The sequence below is a fragment of the Polaribacter sp. 2405UD43-2 genome, assembly GCF_058147125.1.
On record NZ_JBYVJX010000005.1, the window covers coordinates 182,642 to 199,857 of the forward strand.

Annotated in this window: 13 protein-coding genes; 6 read left to right on the forward strand and 7 right to left on the reverse strand. The window is 29.4% G+C overall.

The features are described from left to right. The first annotated feature begins 43 nt into the window (after positions 1–43). A complete protein-coding gene (locus tag ACY2RX_RS08960; protein ID WP_490103633.1) occupies positions 44–1,201 on the forward strand; it encodes a hypothetical protein in 1,158 nt (385 codons plus the stop codon). 237 nt (positions 1,202–1,438) lie between these two features. Here the strand turns inward: ACY2RX_RS08960 and ACY2RX_RS08965 are convergent, their stop codons facing one another. Continuing rightward, positions 1,439–3,721: an inorganic phosphate transporter gene (locus tag ACY2RX_RS08965; RefSeq protein ID WP_490103634.1), complete on the reverse strand. Its 2,283-nt coding sequence runs from the start codon at positions 3,719–3,721 to the stop codon at positions 1,439–1,441. 69 nt (positions 3,722–3,790) lie between these two features. After that, positions 3,791–4,990 carry a porin gene (locus ACY2RX_RS08970; protein WP_490103635.1) on the reverse strand — a complete coding sequence of 400 codons (1,200 nt, stop codon included), beginning with the start codon at positions 4,988–4,990 and terminating at the stop codon, positions 3,791–3,793. Positions 4,991–5,329: 339 nt separating this feature from the next. On the opposite strand from ACY2RX_RS08970, the gene ACY2RX_RS08975 reads away from it, so the two are divergent. Next, positions 5,330–8,152 carry a TonB-dependent receptor gene (locus ACY2RX_RS08975; RefSeq protein WP_490103636.1) on the forward strand — a complete coding sequence of 941 codons (2,823 nt, stop codon included), beginning with the start codon at positions 5,330–5,332 and terminating at the stop codon, positions 8,150–8,152. A 185-nt stretch (positions 8,153–8,337) separates the two neighbouring features. Further along, positions 8,338–10,302, forward strand: a complete 1,965-nt coding sequence (locus ACY2RX_RS08980) for a hypothetical protein (protein WP_490103637.1) — start codon at positions 8,338–8,340, stop codon at positions 10,300–10,302. Positions 10,303–10,520: 218 nt separating this feature from the next. Here ACY2RX_RS08980 and ACY2RX_RS08985 read toward each other — a convergent pair whose 3' ends face one another. The 5 genes from ACY2RX_RS08985 to ACY2RX_RS09005 form a co-directional block, all read right to left on the reverse strand. Next, entirely contained in the window at positions 10,521–11,453 is a 933-nt protein-coding gene (locus ACY2RX_RS08985) for a DUF3078 domain-containing protein (RefSeq protein ID WP_490103638.1), read from the reverse strand. A gap of 66 nt (positions 11,454–11,519) precedes the next feature. After that, on the reverse strand, positions 11,520–12,374 hold the full coding sequence (locus ACY2RX_RS08990; RefSeq protein ID WP_490103639.1) for a DUF3078 domain-containing protein: 855 nt from the start codon (positions 12,372–12,374) through the stop codon (positions 11,520–11,522). Positions 12,375–12,437: 63 nt separating this feature from the next. Then, on the reverse strand, positions 12,438–12,947 hold the full coding sequence (locus ACY2RX_RS08995) for a DUF2480 family protein (RefSeq protein ID WP_490103640.1): 510 nt from the start codon (positions 12,945–12,947) through the stop codon (positions 12,438–12,440). Positions 12,948–13,033: 86 nt separating this feature from the next. After that, positions 13,034–13,354, reverse strand: coding sequence for a DUF59 domain-containing protein (locus ACY2RX_RS09000; RefSeq protein WP_490103641.1), 321 nt, complete (start codon positions 13,352–13,354; stop codon positions 13,034–13,036). Positions 13,355–13,365: 11 nt separating this feature from the next. Next, positions 13,366–13,791 carry a SufE family protein gene (locus tag ACY2RX_RS09005; RefSeq protein WP_490103642.1) on the reverse strand — a complete coding sequence of 142 codons (426 nt, stop codon included), beginning with the start codon at positions 13,789–13,791 and terminating at the stop codon, positions 13,366–13,368. Positions 13,792–13,865: 74 nt separating this feature from the next. Here ACY2RX_RS09005 and ACY2RX_RS09010 point away from each other — a divergent pair, with 74 nt between their 5' ends. The 3 genes from ACY2RX_RS09010 (at position 13,866) to ACY2RX_RS09020 (ending at position 17,163) form a co-directional block, all read left to right on the forward strand. After that, a complete protein-coding gene (locus ACY2RX_RS09010) occupies positions 13,866–14,792 on the forward strand; it encodes a PfkB family carbohydrate kinase (protein ID WP_490103643.1) in 927 nt (308 codons plus the stop codon). A 65-nt stretch (positions 14,793–14,857) separates the two neighbouring features. Further along, entirely contained in the window at positions 14,858–16,756 is a 1,899-nt protein-coding gene (locus ACY2RX_RS09015) for an amidophosphoribosyltransferase (RefSeq protein ID WP_490103644.1), read from the forward strand. A gap of 131 nt (positions 16,757–16,887) precedes the next feature. Continuing rightward, entirely contained in the window at positions 16,888–17,163 is a 276-nt protein-coding gene (locus ACY2RX_RS09020; RefSeq protein ID WP_490103645.1) for a T9SS type A sorting domain-containing protein, read from the forward strand. The last annotated feature ends 53 nt before the right edge of the window (positions 17,164–17,216 follow it).

Sequence of the window (17,216 nt, forward strand, 5' to 3'; positions counted from 1 at the left end):
TAAAAGTATAAAATCCAAAACCAATTATTAAAATCCCAAAAAAATGAATAACTTATTTAAAAACACAAAGAAAATTTTAAAAAATCAATTATCTTTTTTTAGTATTACTATTTTATTAGTATTATTTTCTTGCTCTAAAGATGATGATTTAAATCAAACTACAAACCCACCAAATTCTGTTAAAGTAGAAGAAGTAGATAAAACATTATTTACTCAAATAAAGCAAGCAGCAAATGAATTAGATAAAAATGAAATTTGGAAAGGATACAATTACTCAACAATACCAATGTACTATATTCATATAGATAAAAAAGGTAAAAGTGTACGCGGATATTTAGTAAATCCACATAAACAAATAGAAGGTGCAAAAAAAATAACTGGAGACGATGCCAAAGGCTTAAATGTTTACAGGTATGACAAAGCAATAACAAAATTGCAAGAAGCCTTAAAAAAAGGGAATGGAGCTTACGAGGTTGATTTTCCTATAGAAGGAAAAAAATATTATGCGCAAAGTTATTTTGAAGAAGGATTAAAAAGGGTAGTTAATAGTGTTATTCAGTTAAGTACACATGAAGCTTTCCATTATTATCAGATAGAGAAATGGACTGATAGCGATAAGGCTAGTCAAGAGGTAGAAAAATTTCCACTCACAGAAGATATATTGGCACATCAAATACTGAGTATTAAGATTACTGAAAAAATCTATAATGAAAAAATTACTGATAAAGCTAAAATAAAATCTTATTTAAAAATGTATGTGGCAGCAAGAAGTAATGAAATGAAAATAGATCCAACAGCAGAAAAGCTAATAAAAAATATGGCTAATGAACAAGAAAGAGTAGAAGGAACTGCAAGATATATAGAGAATATGGTGTCTCGTAAAATAATACCAAAGTTCAATGAAGAAATTAGAGCTCCTTTTGATTCTGATGTTTACCCAGATTTAAAAACCAAAGCACAAGTAAAATATTTATTTACGTTTGGAATTTGGTATGATACAGGATCTACTTTAATGTATATGTTAAAAAATCAGAATGTAAAATTTGAAGAAACTATTGCTAACGAAAAAACTCCGTTTGATGTAGCCAACACGTACTTAAATCTTACAGAAGCACAAAAAGAAGAAGCGTTTAAAAAAGCAAAAGCAGAGTTTGGATGGGATGCTATAAAAGTAAAAGCCAAAAAATTAGCTGCTTTATAAAAATATAAAAAGTACACATAAAATTAAAAGCCAACTAAAAATTAATTTTTAGTTGGCTTTTTTCATTAAAAATGTTTTTTAAAAACCAAGTATTTTTTAAGATATAGATGTTTTTTGAATACTGCGCCTAAATAAATTTGATTACCAGTAAGTAAGAAAAGTTTTAGATTATTGGTATAACCCAAAAAACCATAAAAATTAATTTATGGTTTTTTGGGTAAAAATTGGGTATGTTATTTATTTAGTGTTTTCTTCTGTAACATTAATTGTTGCAGGTTTAATAGAACTATCAAAAGAGTTATGATACTCTTCTAAAAGATTCATAGTTGAATCTACTAAATCTTTTGTTTCTAAAAGTAATCCAAAGTGTAAGGTTGTATTTTTTGGACTAGATTCTTCAGATCGAGTACGTTCTATTTGTTTTTCAATTTTTTCATTTAACAAACTATAAACAACTTTCTTTTCATTTAAGATAACACCAATTTCTTCAAATGATTCCGATTTAAATGCGTTTTCAATATCACCAAATAAAATTTCGAGTTTGTCATCAATCTCTTTTAGTTCTTTAATTTGACTTAATTTTAATTCTTTATGGTTGTTGTTAATGTGTTTGTAACTTATTTTAGAGATGTATTCTAAAGATTGAGACATATCTTGTAAGGATCCTAAAATATTAATATAAAAGCCACTTGCCTCTAAGCTAGATGCATCTAAATTTTTAATAAAATAAGTAATATTATCTCTTAAATCATCAATCTCATTTGAGAGTTTTACAACTTGATTTTTACTCTTTTTAAGCAAAGATAATTCTTGTTTTGCTAAACCTACAATAGCATTAGAGTAAATTCTGTTGGTGCGTTTTACAACTTTAGAAATATTTTTTGCACTTTCATGAATAACTCCTTGAACAGAACTACTCTCAGCTTCGCTTAAACTATCTTCATCAATAGCTTTTGATGATTTAGTTTTATGAGATTTATAGTTTCTATATAATAAAATTACCGTTAATAAAAGCAAAATTGGTATTATAACACTTGGGTTAAAGTTAATTAAGAATACCACAATTCCTGCTGCAATAAAAGCTCCTATTGCAGTACCAAACCATCCACCAATTACATTTAATACACCCGCAACTCTATACACAGCACTCTCTCTTCCCCAAGCTCTATCTGCTAAAGAGGTTCCCATTGCCACCATAAAAGTAACATAGGTTGTAGATAATGGTAACTTCATAGAAGTAGCAATTGCAATTAATACCCCTGCAACCATTAAATTTACTGAAGCACGAATCATATCAAAAGCTGGCGCTTCTATACTTTGGTCTTTACTCATAGTATAGTTTGGTTTTTTAAAACTCTTTTCGAAATTTTCTCTTATTGAAGAAGGTATAATAGCAGAAAAATAACTAGACAATTGAGTAGTTCCTTTTACAATAGCTCTTGAAATTTGATTCGGCTCAAACTTTTCATGCGTTTCTCCTTGACGTGAAAGACTTATTTCTGTTTCTGCAACTGTTTTTGCTTTTTTAGAAAACCAAAGTGTAAGTACCATTATTGTTCCTGCAATAAATAGTAAGAAAGGTTCAGCAGGTACTTTTTTCTCTAATACAGCCATAGACATAGAGGTATCCATACCACCAAGAGTCCATGCTTCGTATGAATGATATGCAGCCATTGGCACACCAATAAAGTTTACCAAATCATTTCCAGAAAATGCTAGTGCCAATCCAAAAGTACCAATTGCAATTACTATGAGTAAAACGGTTTTTTTTGTTAGTTTTTCAAAGATAAAAGAGAACAAAGTCCAGAAAACAAAACTTCCTGCAATAATAAATATTTCATTGCCTTCTAGTACACTTTTTAAATCTTTATAATAGGGTGTTCCTTTTAATCCTTTAAGAAATATAAAATATGTGATTGCAGTTAATGCTACGCCGCCAAAAATTATTCCAAAATTCTTTATTCTTTTTTCATAATTAAAAGTAAATATAAGTCTAGAAACCCATTGAACAAATGCACCAACAGAGAACGCAATTACTACCGAAAGTAAAATTCCTGTTATAATTTCAATAGCTTTTGAAGTATTTATATAAGACCCTAAATCGGCAAAAGTTTGAGATTCTGAATGACTAATTTTTATTAAAGACATTACTACAGCAGCTCCTAATAAATTAAAAACAATGGAAACTGTAGTTGATGTTGGCAGCCCTAGCGTGTTAAAAAAATCTAGTAATAATATATCAGTAATCATTACAGCCATAAAAATGAGCATAATTTCACCAAATTCAAATTGAGCAGGAACAAAAATACCTTTTCTGGCAACTTCCATCATTCCACTCGAAAATACTGCACCTATAAAAATCCCTAAACTGGCAACAATCATAATAGTTCTTAGAGAAAGAGCTTTTGAGCCGATTGCTGAATTTAAAAAGTTGATAGCATCATTACTCACACCTACTACAATATCAGCTATAGCTAAAACTGTAATAGCAATTAACATTAATAAATAAATATTATCCATAGTTTTTGTTTAATTAGTTTGCAAATATCAAGACTGTTTTTGAAAAATATGTTATGAAATTGTTATGTTTTAAAAGTGAATATCTACTTGTAATCTATATAATAATTGATTTGTTTTAAACCCAATATCTGTATAGCTAACATCTGTTTGTATTTTTAATTTATGACCTACAATAAATTTTGATAACCCTAGCGTATATTGGTTTTGATCACCTTTATCAATAATATTTTTATCCCAATTTATGTTTGTATATCTGCCAGATAATTCTAGTGTTTTAGACAACATATAACCCGTTTGTAAGTTTATTGCGTTACCAACTTCTACTTTATCACCAGTTAGAGTTCCGTCAGAATTTTTTGCTAAAGGATCTTTTGCGTCTCTGTTTGCATACTCTGCCATAAAAGAAAATCCTTTATGCTTGTACATTGCATCAATAAAAAAGGTAGTAATATTTGTTTCATAAAAACCAGCGTCATTTGTCATATAAGAACCTTGGTTGCTTCTTGTTTTTACAGCATTGTTATTAAAATCGTAAGTAAACCCAAAAGCTAGTTTTGGTTTTTCTTCAAACTTTAAATCACTTCCTTTATAATCTCCTTTGCTTGTAAAGTTTCCAAAAGGCAATAGCTCAACTCTTGTTGTGTATTGATGACCACCAAGATTACCAGTGGTAATATTTCTACCTTCACCTTGTGCTATAGAAAAAGCTTCTTTTACAATAAATTTATTGGTAAGGTTAAAGTGATGTCTTAATTGCACACCCATATCTCTATCAATATTAAACTTACTGTTTAATAAAGAACGATCTACTTGTTGTAGATTTCCTGAAGATATAACACGTTCTCTGTTACCAGGTAATTTTGTTTGTCCAAACCAAAGCACAAAGTTTCCAGAAAAATTCCATTTTACAACCGCATCTAAAATGTATTTTGGAGCGTTGTTGGTAAAAGCAGAAGCTTTGCCAATATCTCTGTTAGATAAACCTAACTCTAATTTGTATTTTAATTTAGGCGAATATGCAAAACCGCTAAATTTTAAACGAGCTCTTCTTACTAAAAGGTTCGATGTTGGGTTAGATAAACCATTATCTGCATTCCATTGAGAGGTTCCTAAGAACTGCATTCTTGCACCAATATTCATAGAAAAAGTACTGTCTTTTCCTATTAAATTAAATAAACCTTTACCAAATTTTGGAGCATTTGTTTCTTGAGCATTTGTACTCAAAAAAATAACCATACTTATAGCTATAAGTACTGATTTTAATTTCATAAATTATTAGTCTTTGTCGATGCAAAGAACTAATAATTATGTTAAGTTAATGTTAATACAATGTTATCAAAATAAAAAAACTGCCTTGGCCAAAGGCAGTAAGTCATATAAAATTGTTGACAAAAACTAATAATTTTAAGATGACATAATAATCCTTAAAAAGATTACTACAAATGTTCAAAAATAAAATAAAATAAATGCATACTTAAAATTAAAAAAACGTTAACCATTTTTTTAATTTAACCTTTAGTTAATGTTTCAGTAATGTAAGCATAATTTACAACTAACATAAACTTTACAAGAACTGTAGAGTTTTGCAAATGTAAATTATATATTAAAATGAAGAAATTATTACTTATTACTTTTTTAGCTTTAAGTCAGTTTATTATTGCTCAAAGTAATGGAACTTTAAAAGGATTGTTAACAGATAAAGAAACAAATAACGAGCCTTTACCGTTTGCAAGTGTTATTGTAAAAGGAACAACTATTGGAACTACTACAGACTTTGATGGTAATTATATATTAAAAGTGCCCGCAGGTACTCATATTGTAGTTTTTAGTTTTTTGGGATATAAATCAATAGAAAAAATAGTTACTATTAAAAATGAAGAAACAATAACTATTAACCAATTAATGACCGCAGAAGATGGGGTTTCTTTAGATGAGGTGATTGTAAAATCTGCAAATGTAAAAGAAACTGTATCTGCTCTTTTGTTAGATCAAAAAAAAGCAGTTGTTATTAAAGAAAGTATTGGAGCTCAAACATTGTCTAAAATAGGAGTTTCTGATGCAGCAATTGCAACAACAAAAATTACTGGAGTAACTAAAAGTGAAGGTTCTGGCAATATATACATTAGAGGTCTTGGAGATAGATATTTATCTACAACTATGAACGGATTACCAATTCCTTCAGATGATGTTGAGAATAAAAATATAAATCTAAATTTATTTTCAACTAGTATTATTGAAAATGTAGGAATAAGTAAAACGTATGCCACAAATAGTTACGCAGACCAAGGCTCTGGAAATGTAAATGTAAATTCTAAAAAGTTTTCTAAAAACGGATTTTCTATTTCTCTTGCAGGAGGTACAAATACAAATGTTTTAGAGGTGTCAGATTCATTTAGAAAAACAATTATAAATAAAGATGTTACTTTCGGTTTTCATCAAAAAAAATATGCGCTTCAAAATTTAATTACTTACCAAGGTTGGGATACAGAAAAAGAAACGACTCCAATAAATTATAGTGGTTCTTTTTCATCAGCAAGAAAATTTGAAATTTTTGGTAAAGATTTTTCTATTTTCTTAACAGGTTCTCATTCTAAATCTTTTGAATATCAAAATGGAGTTTTTAGAGCTTTTAGATCTAATGTTTTAGACAAAGCTTTTCCGGCAGTTTCTAGACAGATAAATAAAAATAGAGGTATTAACCCGAATGAAAATGATGTTGAAAGTTTTATTTCTAAAACAAATACAACAGGTTATGTAAACGTTGATTTTAAATTTAATAAAAACAATAAAATTAAATACAACACTTTGTTTGTAAATAAATCTTCAGATAATTTATACGAACAAGGTAGAAAAGGTTTTGGATATGTTTTTGATCAAGACCCTCAAGAAGATGGTGCTTTTGTAAGAGATCAAAACTTTAGACAAACAACAATGTTTGTGAATCAAATTTTAGGAAAACATCAATGGAACAAACATAACGAATTAAACTGGGCTGGAGGTTACAATTTTGTTTTAGCTGAAGAACCAAATAGAATTAGAAACGAAGTAAATATTTTAGATATTACTGCTTCACCAACCATTCAATATGCACACGTTGGAGATTTTCAACAAAGAAAATCGAGTCAAAAGATTCAAGATACAGAATACAATGGCTTTATAGAAAATAGATGGGCATTAGGTCAAAAAAATGAAGATAATGATAAACCTTATTCTTTAAATTATGGATTAAACTATAGATACAAAGAAAGAACATTTAAGTCTTTATTTGTGGGCGTAAGAGCTAAAGGTTTTACAGCTCCTTCTGTAGATGAGTTATCATCAACATTTACATCAACAGGATTTAATAATGGTCTTGTTTTAAGAACTTCTCCTGCAGATAGGTTTGAAGCAGATTTAACAATAATGGCGGGTTATGTAAACTTCGATTTTACTTTTGATAACAATTTGTCTGGTAACTTAGGTTTGCGTTTTGAAAGAGATGAAATTAATGCAATTTGGGATGTTGCTAACTATATTGATGTTGCAAACGGGGGCAGACCAAGATTAGGTACTCTTAATAAAGTGTATGAAAGTTTATACCCAAGTATAAATTTAAAATATGAGTTAGCAGAAGATAAATATTTACGTTTTGCTTCTAGTGTAACTCAAACTTTACCAGAATTTAAAGAATTATCTCCTTTTGAGTATGTCTCACCAACAGGTCGTGTTACAAGAGGTAATCCAAATTTAGAGAAATCAGAAATTTATAATTTCGATTTAAAATATGAAATGTATCCACAAAACGGACAAGTGTTTTCTGCTACAGCCTTCTACAAACAAATTAATGATCCTATAAATTTAGCTCAAACAAGAGGTTCTTCTGGTTATTTCTTTTATGCAAATACAGGTAAAAAAGCCACAATTTACGGTCTTGAAGTAGAAGCTAAAACAGATTTAATAAAAAATGATGATGATGAAGGTATCTTAAATTTAACAGGTAATATCACTAAAATGTGGTTAGAGCAAGATTTATTAAAAAACTTTCAATACAAAAATGTGACAAAGTCTAGTTTACAAGGCGCATCAGATTTTATTGCAAATGGCTCTTTAAGTTATAGTAATAAAAAAGAAAAAGAATTTATTGCAACATTAACGGGTAACTATGCATCCGATAAAATATTTGCACTAGGTTCTCCAGAAGATTTTTCTAATAGTTCTACTTTATATAATGATGAAATTATTGAAAAAGGATTTGTAACCTTAGATTTAGTTGTAAGTAAAGAAATTAACCAAAACTTAATGATAAGATTGGTTGGTAGAAATTTATTAAACCCTGTAATTAAACAAACACAATTAGTTAAAAGTCTAATTACCAATGTAGAAACTACAGAAATTGTACAATCTTATAAAAAAGGGAGTCAATTAACATTTAGTATAAAATACAGTTTTTAATCGAAAAGAATTCCACGAGGCTCTGCCTTAAGGATGGTTGATTTCAAAAAATTCTTTATTAACTATTATTTAACAAACCAGTAAAAAAACATTAAAACCTAACATACTATTAATATTTAGGTAAAGAAAACTAAAGAATAACTCAATTTCTTTGCATTATAAATAATAATTATATTAAAATAAAAATGAGAAAATCAATTTTTAAAATTTTAAACATAGTAGCGTTTTCTTTTGCTACTTTAACACTAACAAATTGTGGTAGTGATGAACCTTCTATTATTATAGAAGAACCATCTTCAGAAGTTGTAAAGAACTTAAAGGCTGGTATAATGAAAGGTAACTTAAAAGAAAGTTATACTTTAAATTCAAATACTGTTTATAATTTAAATTCATCATTTATTGTTGAATCTGGTGCAACCTTAACCATTCCTGCAGGAACAAGAATTCAAGCCGTAAACGGAGGAACAAGCGTTTATATTGCCGTTTTAAAAGGCGGTAAAATAGATATTCAAGGTACTTCTTCTAGTCCTGTATTTATGTCTTCTGCTTCTGGTAATCCTGGAGATTGGGGAGGCTTAACAATCTGTGGAGATGCTACAACTACAGCAGGAATTAATGCTGAGGCTGAAGTAGGTGGTTTTATTTATGGAGGAAAAAATGATGCAGATAACTCTGGATCAATTAATTATTTAGTAATTAAAGGTACAGGTGCTCAAATTAATCCTGATTCTCAATATAATGGAGTTTCTTTTTACGCTGTGGGTTCTGGTACAAAAATTAATAATATAGCCGTTATAAATGGTTCTGATGACGGCGTTGAGTTTTTTGGAGGTACAGTATCTGCAAGTAATTTATATTTAGAAAATAACGAAGATGATTCTATAGATTGGACTGAAGGTTGGAACGGTACCATAAATAACGCTTACATTTCGCATACAATTGCAGGTTTTTCTACAGTTTTTGAAGGCGATAAAATCAACAAAAACCCGAAGTTTAATAATATTACAGCAGTATCTACTGTTGGAGGAACAGCTTTACAGTTTAAAAAACAATCAGGAGCTACAATTAAAGGATTGTCATTATCAGGTTATGATAAATCTATAGATATGAAAGATGGTGGTTCTTTAGCAAATGTTATTATAGATGGTGTTGCTGCAAATCCATTATTATCTTATACGAATCCTCCTGTAACAAAAGCTTCAGATTTTGCTTGGGTAAACTCAAATGTATCTATACCTACTTCAGTTTTACAAGGTACAATAACAGGTAAAGTAACCTTAGATGCTTCTATAAAATATAAATTAAACTCTTCTTATATTGTTCAGTCTGGTGGCGAATTAGTAATTCCTGCAGGAACAAAAATTGAAGCTAGAAATGGCGGAACAGGAGTTTATATTGCAGTTTTAAAAGGCGGTAAAATTGATGTTCAAGGAACTAAGTCTAAACCCGTTGTAATTTCTTCTGTTGCTTCAAAACCAGGAGATTGGGGAGGTCTAACAATCTGTGGTGCAGCTTCTACTACAGCAGGAAAAAATGCTCAAGCTGAGGTTGGAGGCTTCATTTATGGTGGAACAAAAGATGATGATAATTCAGGTTCTATTAAATATTTAGTAATTAAAGGTACAGGTGCTCAAATTAATTCAGATTCTCAATATAATGGAATTTCTTTATACGCAGTAGGTTCTGGTACTACAATAGAAAATGTATCTATTGTAAATGGTGCAGATGATGGTATAGAGTTTTTTGGAGGTACTGTTTCTGCAACAAATCTGTATTTAGAAAATAATGAGGACGATTCTGTAGATTGGACTGAAGGCTGGAATGGTACAGTAACCAATACTTATATTTCTCATACAGTTGCAGGTTTTTCTACAGCTTTTGAAGGAGATAAAGACAATAAGAATCCTAAATTTGTAAATTTAACTGCTATCTCTACAGTAAAAGGAACAGCATTACAGTTTAAGAAAAAATCTGGTGCAACTATTACAAATATTTGGTTAGAAGGTTATGCTAAAAATATAGATATGAAAGATGGTGGGTCACTAGCAAATGTTATTATTGATGGAAAAGTAGCTTCTACAACAGCAAATTATAAAACAGGAACTAAAGTAGATGTAAGTGGTTGGACTTGGAAAAGTGCAGGCTTATAATAAAATTGGCAGTATCCAAAAAACTGTGTAAATACATAGTTTATTTTATTATTAGATAATAGGTTTTTAAAACTTGTTGTAAATAATTTCTTTGAATTTATATCATACTTCCATATCCATTAAACCCCATACTATAATAAAAGTATATTTAAAAAAAAGCCATCAAAAATTAATTTGATGGCTTTTTTACACTCAGTTTTTTAGTTAGAGTAATTTTTTTAGAAAGAATAATTCATCCCAAATAACCAATAAGATTGTAGTTTGTTATCAACATCTTTAAAATCGGCAGTAGGTTTTGGGTTTGTAACTCTAGTTCTTAAATTATTTAAAGCTTCTTGTTTGTTGTTGCGTAAACCTAATTCAAAACCAACTCCAATTCCTTTCCAAAGTGTATAGCCTAAAGCGTTTGTCCATGTCCAGTTAGACAAGTTCGTGTCTTTGTAACTTTGAAAAATAGATAGGTTAGATTTTACACTTAACTTCTTGTATTTTGCATTGTAATCTGCAACAACTTTTGCACCAGGTGAAGAGCTGTAAATACTCTCTCCAGAACTAAAAATAACATTGTAGTTGGCAGGATGGATAACCACAACCAATCTGCTGGTAGGTGTCCATGTAAAACCAACACCAATATCTAAAAACCCAGGATTGTTAAAGTTGTCTAATAAAGTTGTTCTGTATTCGCCTAATGCAGAAAGCGCCCATTTTTTATTTAGTCTTCTACCATATAAAGAAGATAAAGTAAAAACATCTGTTGCAGTTTCAAAATTTCCACTATCCTTTGGGTCGTCTTTGTCATCAATTTTTACCCAACCTATATTAATAGATCCAGAGTTTCTCCAAAAGAAATCTTTTTCTATAAGGTTTGCAAAACCGTTTACAGTAACACCAATATTACCAGCAGATGAGTTTGGCTCATTTTTAGAATACCAATTGTTAAACCCAGAAAGGTTACCACCTATTGTACCAAAAGCGCCTTTTCTCCAACCAGGAAGTGCATCAATTTTAGCTTGTAAAGCAGCTACTTCTGCTTGCAATTTTGCAATTTGTTCTTTTTTAGGAGCTTGTTCTTTTGTTAATTCTTCTTTTGTTTGTGCGTTTATTGTAAAGCTAAAGCACACCAATAAAATTAAGATGGATAATTTTTTCATTTTTTGTTTCATCATTTATTTAGAACGTTTAAAGATACGTTTTTCTTGTTTAGACAAATAAACTTTTTAATATGTCACTTTTTCGTGAAAACTATAATTTAAACCCAAACCAAATAGTTGTCTAAATTGAATTCGGCTAGAGGCATTGTCATCCATAAGAGTATGAAAAGTCATTTGCATTTTTATATGTTTGTTAACTTTAAAACGGATGTTGGTTTGATATTCTGTGTCTACATTGGCAATTTTATCTAAATAATCGGAATACAAAGTTAAAATATTTTCCATTTCGATGTTTTCCATCAGATTAAATTTAAAGTATCCTGCAAAGTTAAAACCGAAACTGAAAGCTGTATTTTTTCCTTGTTCTACACCAAATTTACCAGAAAAACGATTGTTAACAAAAGTAAATCTTGCAGTTGCAGGAGCAATATTTATATTTAAATTATCAGATTTTTTCCATAACATACCAGGTCCAAAAACTAAATATGCAGGAGCAAAGAAGTCTGATACTTTAATTTTAGGCTCTTTTTTATAATTGTACCCAGAAGTATATTGAGTTTTAAAGTTGGCAATAAAAGAGAAAAACCAATAATTTTTAGATTTTATACCTAAAAGAGAGTTCAACTCAAAACGGTCGTCAGTTTTTCGAAATCCTTTTTCACTTAAATGCGTTAAACCATACCCTGTAATAATTCTACTATCCCAGTTTACATTGTCTTTTTTATAATTAAAATCGTAGTTAATATTTATATTCCCTGCAACAGTGTTTTCTCCACCAGAAGCCCAATTAGAAAAAGAAGATTGATTAAAAATAAAAGCAAATCGTCCATTAATCTTCCATTTAGGAATAGAATCTGTTTTTTTTTGAGAAAACGTATTAGTTGTAAAAATAATTACAAAAAGTAAAAAAAATTTCTTCATAAGGAAAAATTATAGCTCGCAAAAATAATAAGGTAAGTAATAATATAAACGTTTTTTTTAATTTTACTTTTTTAATCTATAAATGGGTACTGTAGAGCAAGCTTCACCAAACATTATAGATTTTGCAATAGGCTGTAACTTTTCTATTAAAAAAGCATAAGCAGAATCTGGTATGGGTTTATTTGCACATCCTTTTATAATTACGGGTGAATTTGCAAAATCTTTAAAATCTAAAAAACTAATTAATTCTTGATAAATTGCAGTTTCTAACAATTCTAAATTACCAATAACAACTTTATTTGCAAAAGGAGTAATTTCTGATGCAACTAACATAAATGCCCAAGAAGGTATAATTGCATCTGCAGAACAAGTTATTGCCACAAAAGAATTTTTGTATTGTGTCCAATCGTGATTTTTAACAGACGCTCTAAAATCTTTTTCTTTTAGAATTAATTCTTGATGTAACCAGTCTTTAATATCAAACAAAACTCTTTTCCCGTCAGGATAAATTTCTTCTAAATCGAAGGTTTTTAGTTTGCTGTTGGCTACTCTATTTATAATTTCTTCTGCCATTGATTTAAGTTTCAAAGTTTCAAAGTTTCAAAGTTTCAAAGTTTACACTTTTAACTCATCACTTAAAACTCAACATTCATAACTAATTACAACATTCCTAATTCTAATTTTGCTTCTTCACTCATCATATCTTGTGTCCAAGTTGGGTCGAAAGTAATTTCTACTTCACATTCATTTATTTCCTTTAAAGTTTTTACTTTATCTTCAACTTCTACAGGTAACGTTTCTGCAACTGGGCAATTGGGCGATGTTAAGGTCATTAATATTTTTGCATTATTTTCATCAGAAACAAAAACGTCATAAATTAAACCTAATTCATATATATCTACAGGAATTTCAGGGTCGTAAATAGTTTTTACAACTCTTACAATTTTGTCTCCTATTTCTTCTAGTTCTTTGTCTGTCATTGTTTTAACTCTTAATTAGTTAGTTTAGTTTGCTGTGCAATGGCATACATTTTTATATGTTTTATCATAGAAACCAAACCATTGGCTCTTGTGGGAGATAAATGTTCTTTTAATCCAATTTTATCAATAAAATCTGTGTTGGCAGTTAAAATATCTCCTGGTTTTTGATTAGAATAAACGCGCAACAACAATGCCACAATTCCTTTGGTTAAAATAGCATCACTATCTGCAGTAAAGGTTATTTTATCTGCATCTAATTCAGAATACAACCAAACTTTTGATTGACAGCCTTTTATTAAATTCTCATCTAATTTATATTTTGCATCAATAATTGGCAAAGATTTTCCTAATTCTATAATGTATTCATAGCGTTCCATCCAGTCATCAAACATAGAAAACTCGTCAATAATTTCTTCTTGTATTTCTTTGATAGTCATTTTTAAAACTTATTTTTGCGCTTTATAAAAAAGTTTTGCAATTATTGTGCAAAACTACTGATTAAATTTAAGAAATGAGCAAATTATTAGCAGTTGGTACAGTAGCTTTTGATGCTATTGAAACTCCTTTTGGAAAAACGGATAAAATATTAGGAGGTTCAGGAACTTTTGTAGGTTTGGCTGCAAGCCAATTTGGTGTAGAAACAGGAGTTGTTTCTGTGGTTGGTGGAGATTTTCCGGAGGCATATTTTAAAATGATGAATGCTAAAGGAATAAATACTGACGGAATTGAAGTTGTAAAAGAGGGTAAAACTTTCTTTTGGAGTGGTAAATATCATAATGATATGAATTCTAGAGATACCTTAATTACTGAATTAAATGTGTTAGAGAACTTTACACCTGTAGTACCTAAAGAGTTTAAAAATGCGAGCATTGTAATGTTAGGAAATTTACACCCTTTAGTACAAGCATCTGTTTTAGATCAAATGGAAAAAAGACCCCAATTGGTAGTTTTAGATACGATGAATTTTTGGATGGATATTGCACTAGATGATTTGCATACTGTTTTAAAAAGAGTAGATGTAATTACTATTAATGATGAAGAAGCACGTCAACTTTCAGGAGAATATTCTTTAGTAAATGCTGCAAAGAAAATTCATAAAATGGGACCTAAATATGTAGTCATTAAAAAAGGAGAGCATGGAGCTTTATTGTTTAATGAAGGAAGTATGTTTTACGCACCTGCTTTACCTTTAGCAGAAGTTTTTGATCCTACAGGAGCAGGAGATACTTTTGCAGGTGGTTTTTGTGGGTATTTAGCAAAGACAGAAGATGTTTCTTTTGAAAATATGAAGAACGCCATTATATATGGTTCTAACTTAGCTTCTTTTTGTGTAGAAAAGTTTGGGACAGAGCGTATGCAAGAGCTAAAAACAGATGAAGTAAAAGAGCGTTTACAAGCATTTAAAGAATTAACACAATTTGACATAAAAATGTCTTAATTTTAATCCGCGGTTTTTTGCTGCGGATTTTTTTTACAACAACACAACAAAAACAACAAAAACTAATGAGTGACGCTATTAAACATGAATGTGGAATTGCACTTGTTCGATTAAAAAAACCATTACAATTTTATAAAGATAAATACGGTTCTGCTTTTTACGGAATAAATAAAATGTATTTATTAATGGAAAAACAGCACAATCGTGGTCAAGATGGTGCTGGTTTTGCAAGCATAAAATTTAATGTTGCTCCTGGTACAAGATATATTAGTAGAGTTCGTTCTAACAAATCGCAACCAATTCAAGATGTTTTTGCACAAATAAACGAACGTTTAAATGGTGTTTTAGAACAAAACCCTAATAAAAAAGATGACGTTGTATGGCAAGAAGAAAATATGCCTTATATAGGGAACTTGTTTTTAGGCCATGTGCGTTATGGAACTTTTGGTAAAAATAGCATAGAAAGTGTACATCCTTTTTTGCGTCAAAGTAATTGGAGGCATCAAAACTTAATTGTTGCGGGTAATTTTAATATGACAAACTCTAGACAACTTTTAGACGAGTTGGTAGAGTTAGGGCAGCATCCAAAAGAGTTTACAGATACTGTAACTGTGATGGAAAAAATAGGTCATTTTTTAGAAGATGAAGTAGCAAAATTGTATCAACAAGCAAAGAAAAAAGGATTCAATAAAAAAGACGCATCACCTTATATAGAAGACAATTTAAGTATTAAAAAAGTATTAAAAAGATCTTCTAAAAATTGGGATGGTGGTTATGCAATGGCAGGTTTAGTTGGTCATGGAGACGCTTTTGTGTTGCGTGATCCAAATGGAATAAGACCCACTTATTTTTATGAAGATGATGAAGTTGTTGTTGTAGCATCAGAAAGACCAGTGATTCAAACAGTTTTTAATGTGTCTATTAAAGAAGTAAAAGAGCTCGAAAGAGGACACGCATTAATTATTAAAAAGAGTGGGAAAACTTCTATTAAACAAGTTTTAGAGCCCAAAGAAAAATTAGCATGTTCTTTTGAGCGTATTTATTTTTCTAGAGGTAGTGATGCTGGTATTTATAAAGAACGTAAAAATTTAGGAAAATATGTATTTCCTAAAATTTTAAAATCTATTGATAGTGATATTTCGAATACCGTTTTTTCTTACATTCCAAATACAGCAGAAACCTCATTTTATGGAGTAACAGAAGCTGCTGAAGATTTGTTGAATGAACAAAAAACAGCAAAAATTTTATCTGGAGGTAAAAATTTATCAGCCAAAAAAGTTACCGAAATTTTATCTGAAAGACCACGTTTTGAAAAAATAGCAATTAAAGATGCAAAATTAAGAACTTTTATTGCCGATGATAATAGTAGAGATGATTTGGTAGAACACGTTTATGACATAACTTACGGCGTTGTAAAACCAACAGATAATCTTGTTATTATTGATGATAGCATTGTTAGAGGAACCACTTTAAAGAAAAGTATTATTAAGATTTTAGACAGATTAAAGCCTAAAAAAATAGTAGTAGTTTCTTCTGCACCTCAGATTCGTTATCCAGATTGTTACGGAATTGATATGGCAAGAATTGACGCTTTTATTGCATTTAAAGCGGCTTTAGAGTTGTTAAAAGAAACCAATCAATATCTTATTGTTGACCAAGTTTATAATAAATGTAAAGAGCAACAATCTAAATCTGACTCTGAAATTGTAAACTATGTAAAAGAAATTTATAATCCTTTTACTGCTAAACAAATTTCTGATAAAATTGCTCAAATGTTAAAAACCGAAGATATTAAAGCAGAGATAGAAGTTATTTATCAATCTATAGAAGGTTTGCATAAAGCGTGTCCAGATAATTTAGGTGATTGGTATTTTACAGGTAATTATCCTACGCCTGGTGGCCATAGAGTGGTAAACCAAGCATTCATAAATTTTTATGAAGGAAATGACAAAAGAGCTTATTAAGTTTAAATAAAACTTTTCTTAATTATTTATCTATAAAAATAAATTTAACTACTTAATAGATTTTTTTTGTAAAGGTTTTACCTAAAAATTTACATAGAAAAAGAGCAAATTATTTTAATTCGCTCTTTTTTGTGTTTTTAACAAATGAGGATTTACTTAAAAATACTTTTTCTTCTTTAGAAGTAAAAGTTTACCCAAACCCTACATCAAATATTCTAAATTTTAAAGTTGATAATCAACAAATAGAATCATTAAAAATATATTCTTTATTTGGTAAAGGAGTCTTAAAGTTCTCTAATAAAAACGGAATTAAAAAGATCAATATTTCAAATTTAACTTCAGGAGTTTATGTGTTGCAATTAAATACTGATAAAGGATTTTTTAGTAAAAAAATCATCAAAAAATAAGGCAAATGCCCTATTTCAAAAATTGTGAACTACAAATATTTTTGGAAAGAATT

Bases quoted from the DNA above. Each gene is read 5' to 3' on its own strand.
- ACY2RX_RS08960 (WP_490103633.1), top strand. From the start codon at position 44: ATGAATAACTTATTTAAAAACACAAAGAAAATTTTAAAAAATCAATTA.
- ACY2RX_RS08965 (WP_490103634.1), bottom strand. From the start codon at position 3,721: ATGGATAATATTTATTTATTAATGTTAATTGCTATTACAGTTTTAGCT.
- ACY2RX_RS08970 (WP_490103635.1), bottom strand. From the start codon at position 4,990: ATGAAATTAAAATCAGTACTTATAGCTATAAGTATGGTTATTTTTTTG.
- ACY2RX_RS08975 (WP_490103636.1), top strand. From the start codon at position 5,330: ATGAAGAAATTATTACTTATTACTTTTTTAGCTTTAAGTCAGTTTATT.
- ACY2RX_RS08980 (WP_490103637.1), top strand. From the start codon at position 8,338: ATGAGAAAATCAATTTTTAAAATTTTAAACATAGTAGCGTTTTCTTTT.
- ACY2RX_RS08985 (WP_490103638.1), bottom strand. From the start codon at position 11,453: ATGAAAAAATTATCCATCTTAATTTTATTGGTGTGCTTTAGCTTTACA.
- ACY2RX_RS08990 (WP_490103639.1), bottom strand. From the start codon at position 12,374: ATGAAGAAATTTTTTTTACTTTTTGTAATTATTTTTACAACTAATACG.
- ACY2RX_RS08995 (WP_490103640.1), bottom strand. From the start codon at position 12,947: ATGGCAGAAGAAATTATAAATAGAGTAGCCAACAGCAAACTAAAAACC.
- ACY2RX_RS09000 (WP_490103641.1), bottom strand. From the start codon at position 13,354: ATGACAGACAAAGAACTAGAAGAAATAGGAGACAAAATTGTAAGAGTT.
- ACY2RX_RS09005 (WP_490103642.1), bottom strand. From the start codon at position 13,791: ATGACTATCAAAGAAATACAAGAAGAAATTATTGACGAGTTTTCTATG.
- ACY2RX_RS09010 (WP_490103643.1), top strand. From the start codon at position 13,866: ATGAGCAAATTATTAGCAGTTGGTACAGTAGCTTTTGATGCTATTGAA.
- ACY2RX_RS09015 (WP_490103644.1), top strand. From the start codon at position 14,858: ATGAGTGACGCTATTAAACATGAATGTGGAATTGCACTTGTTCGATTA.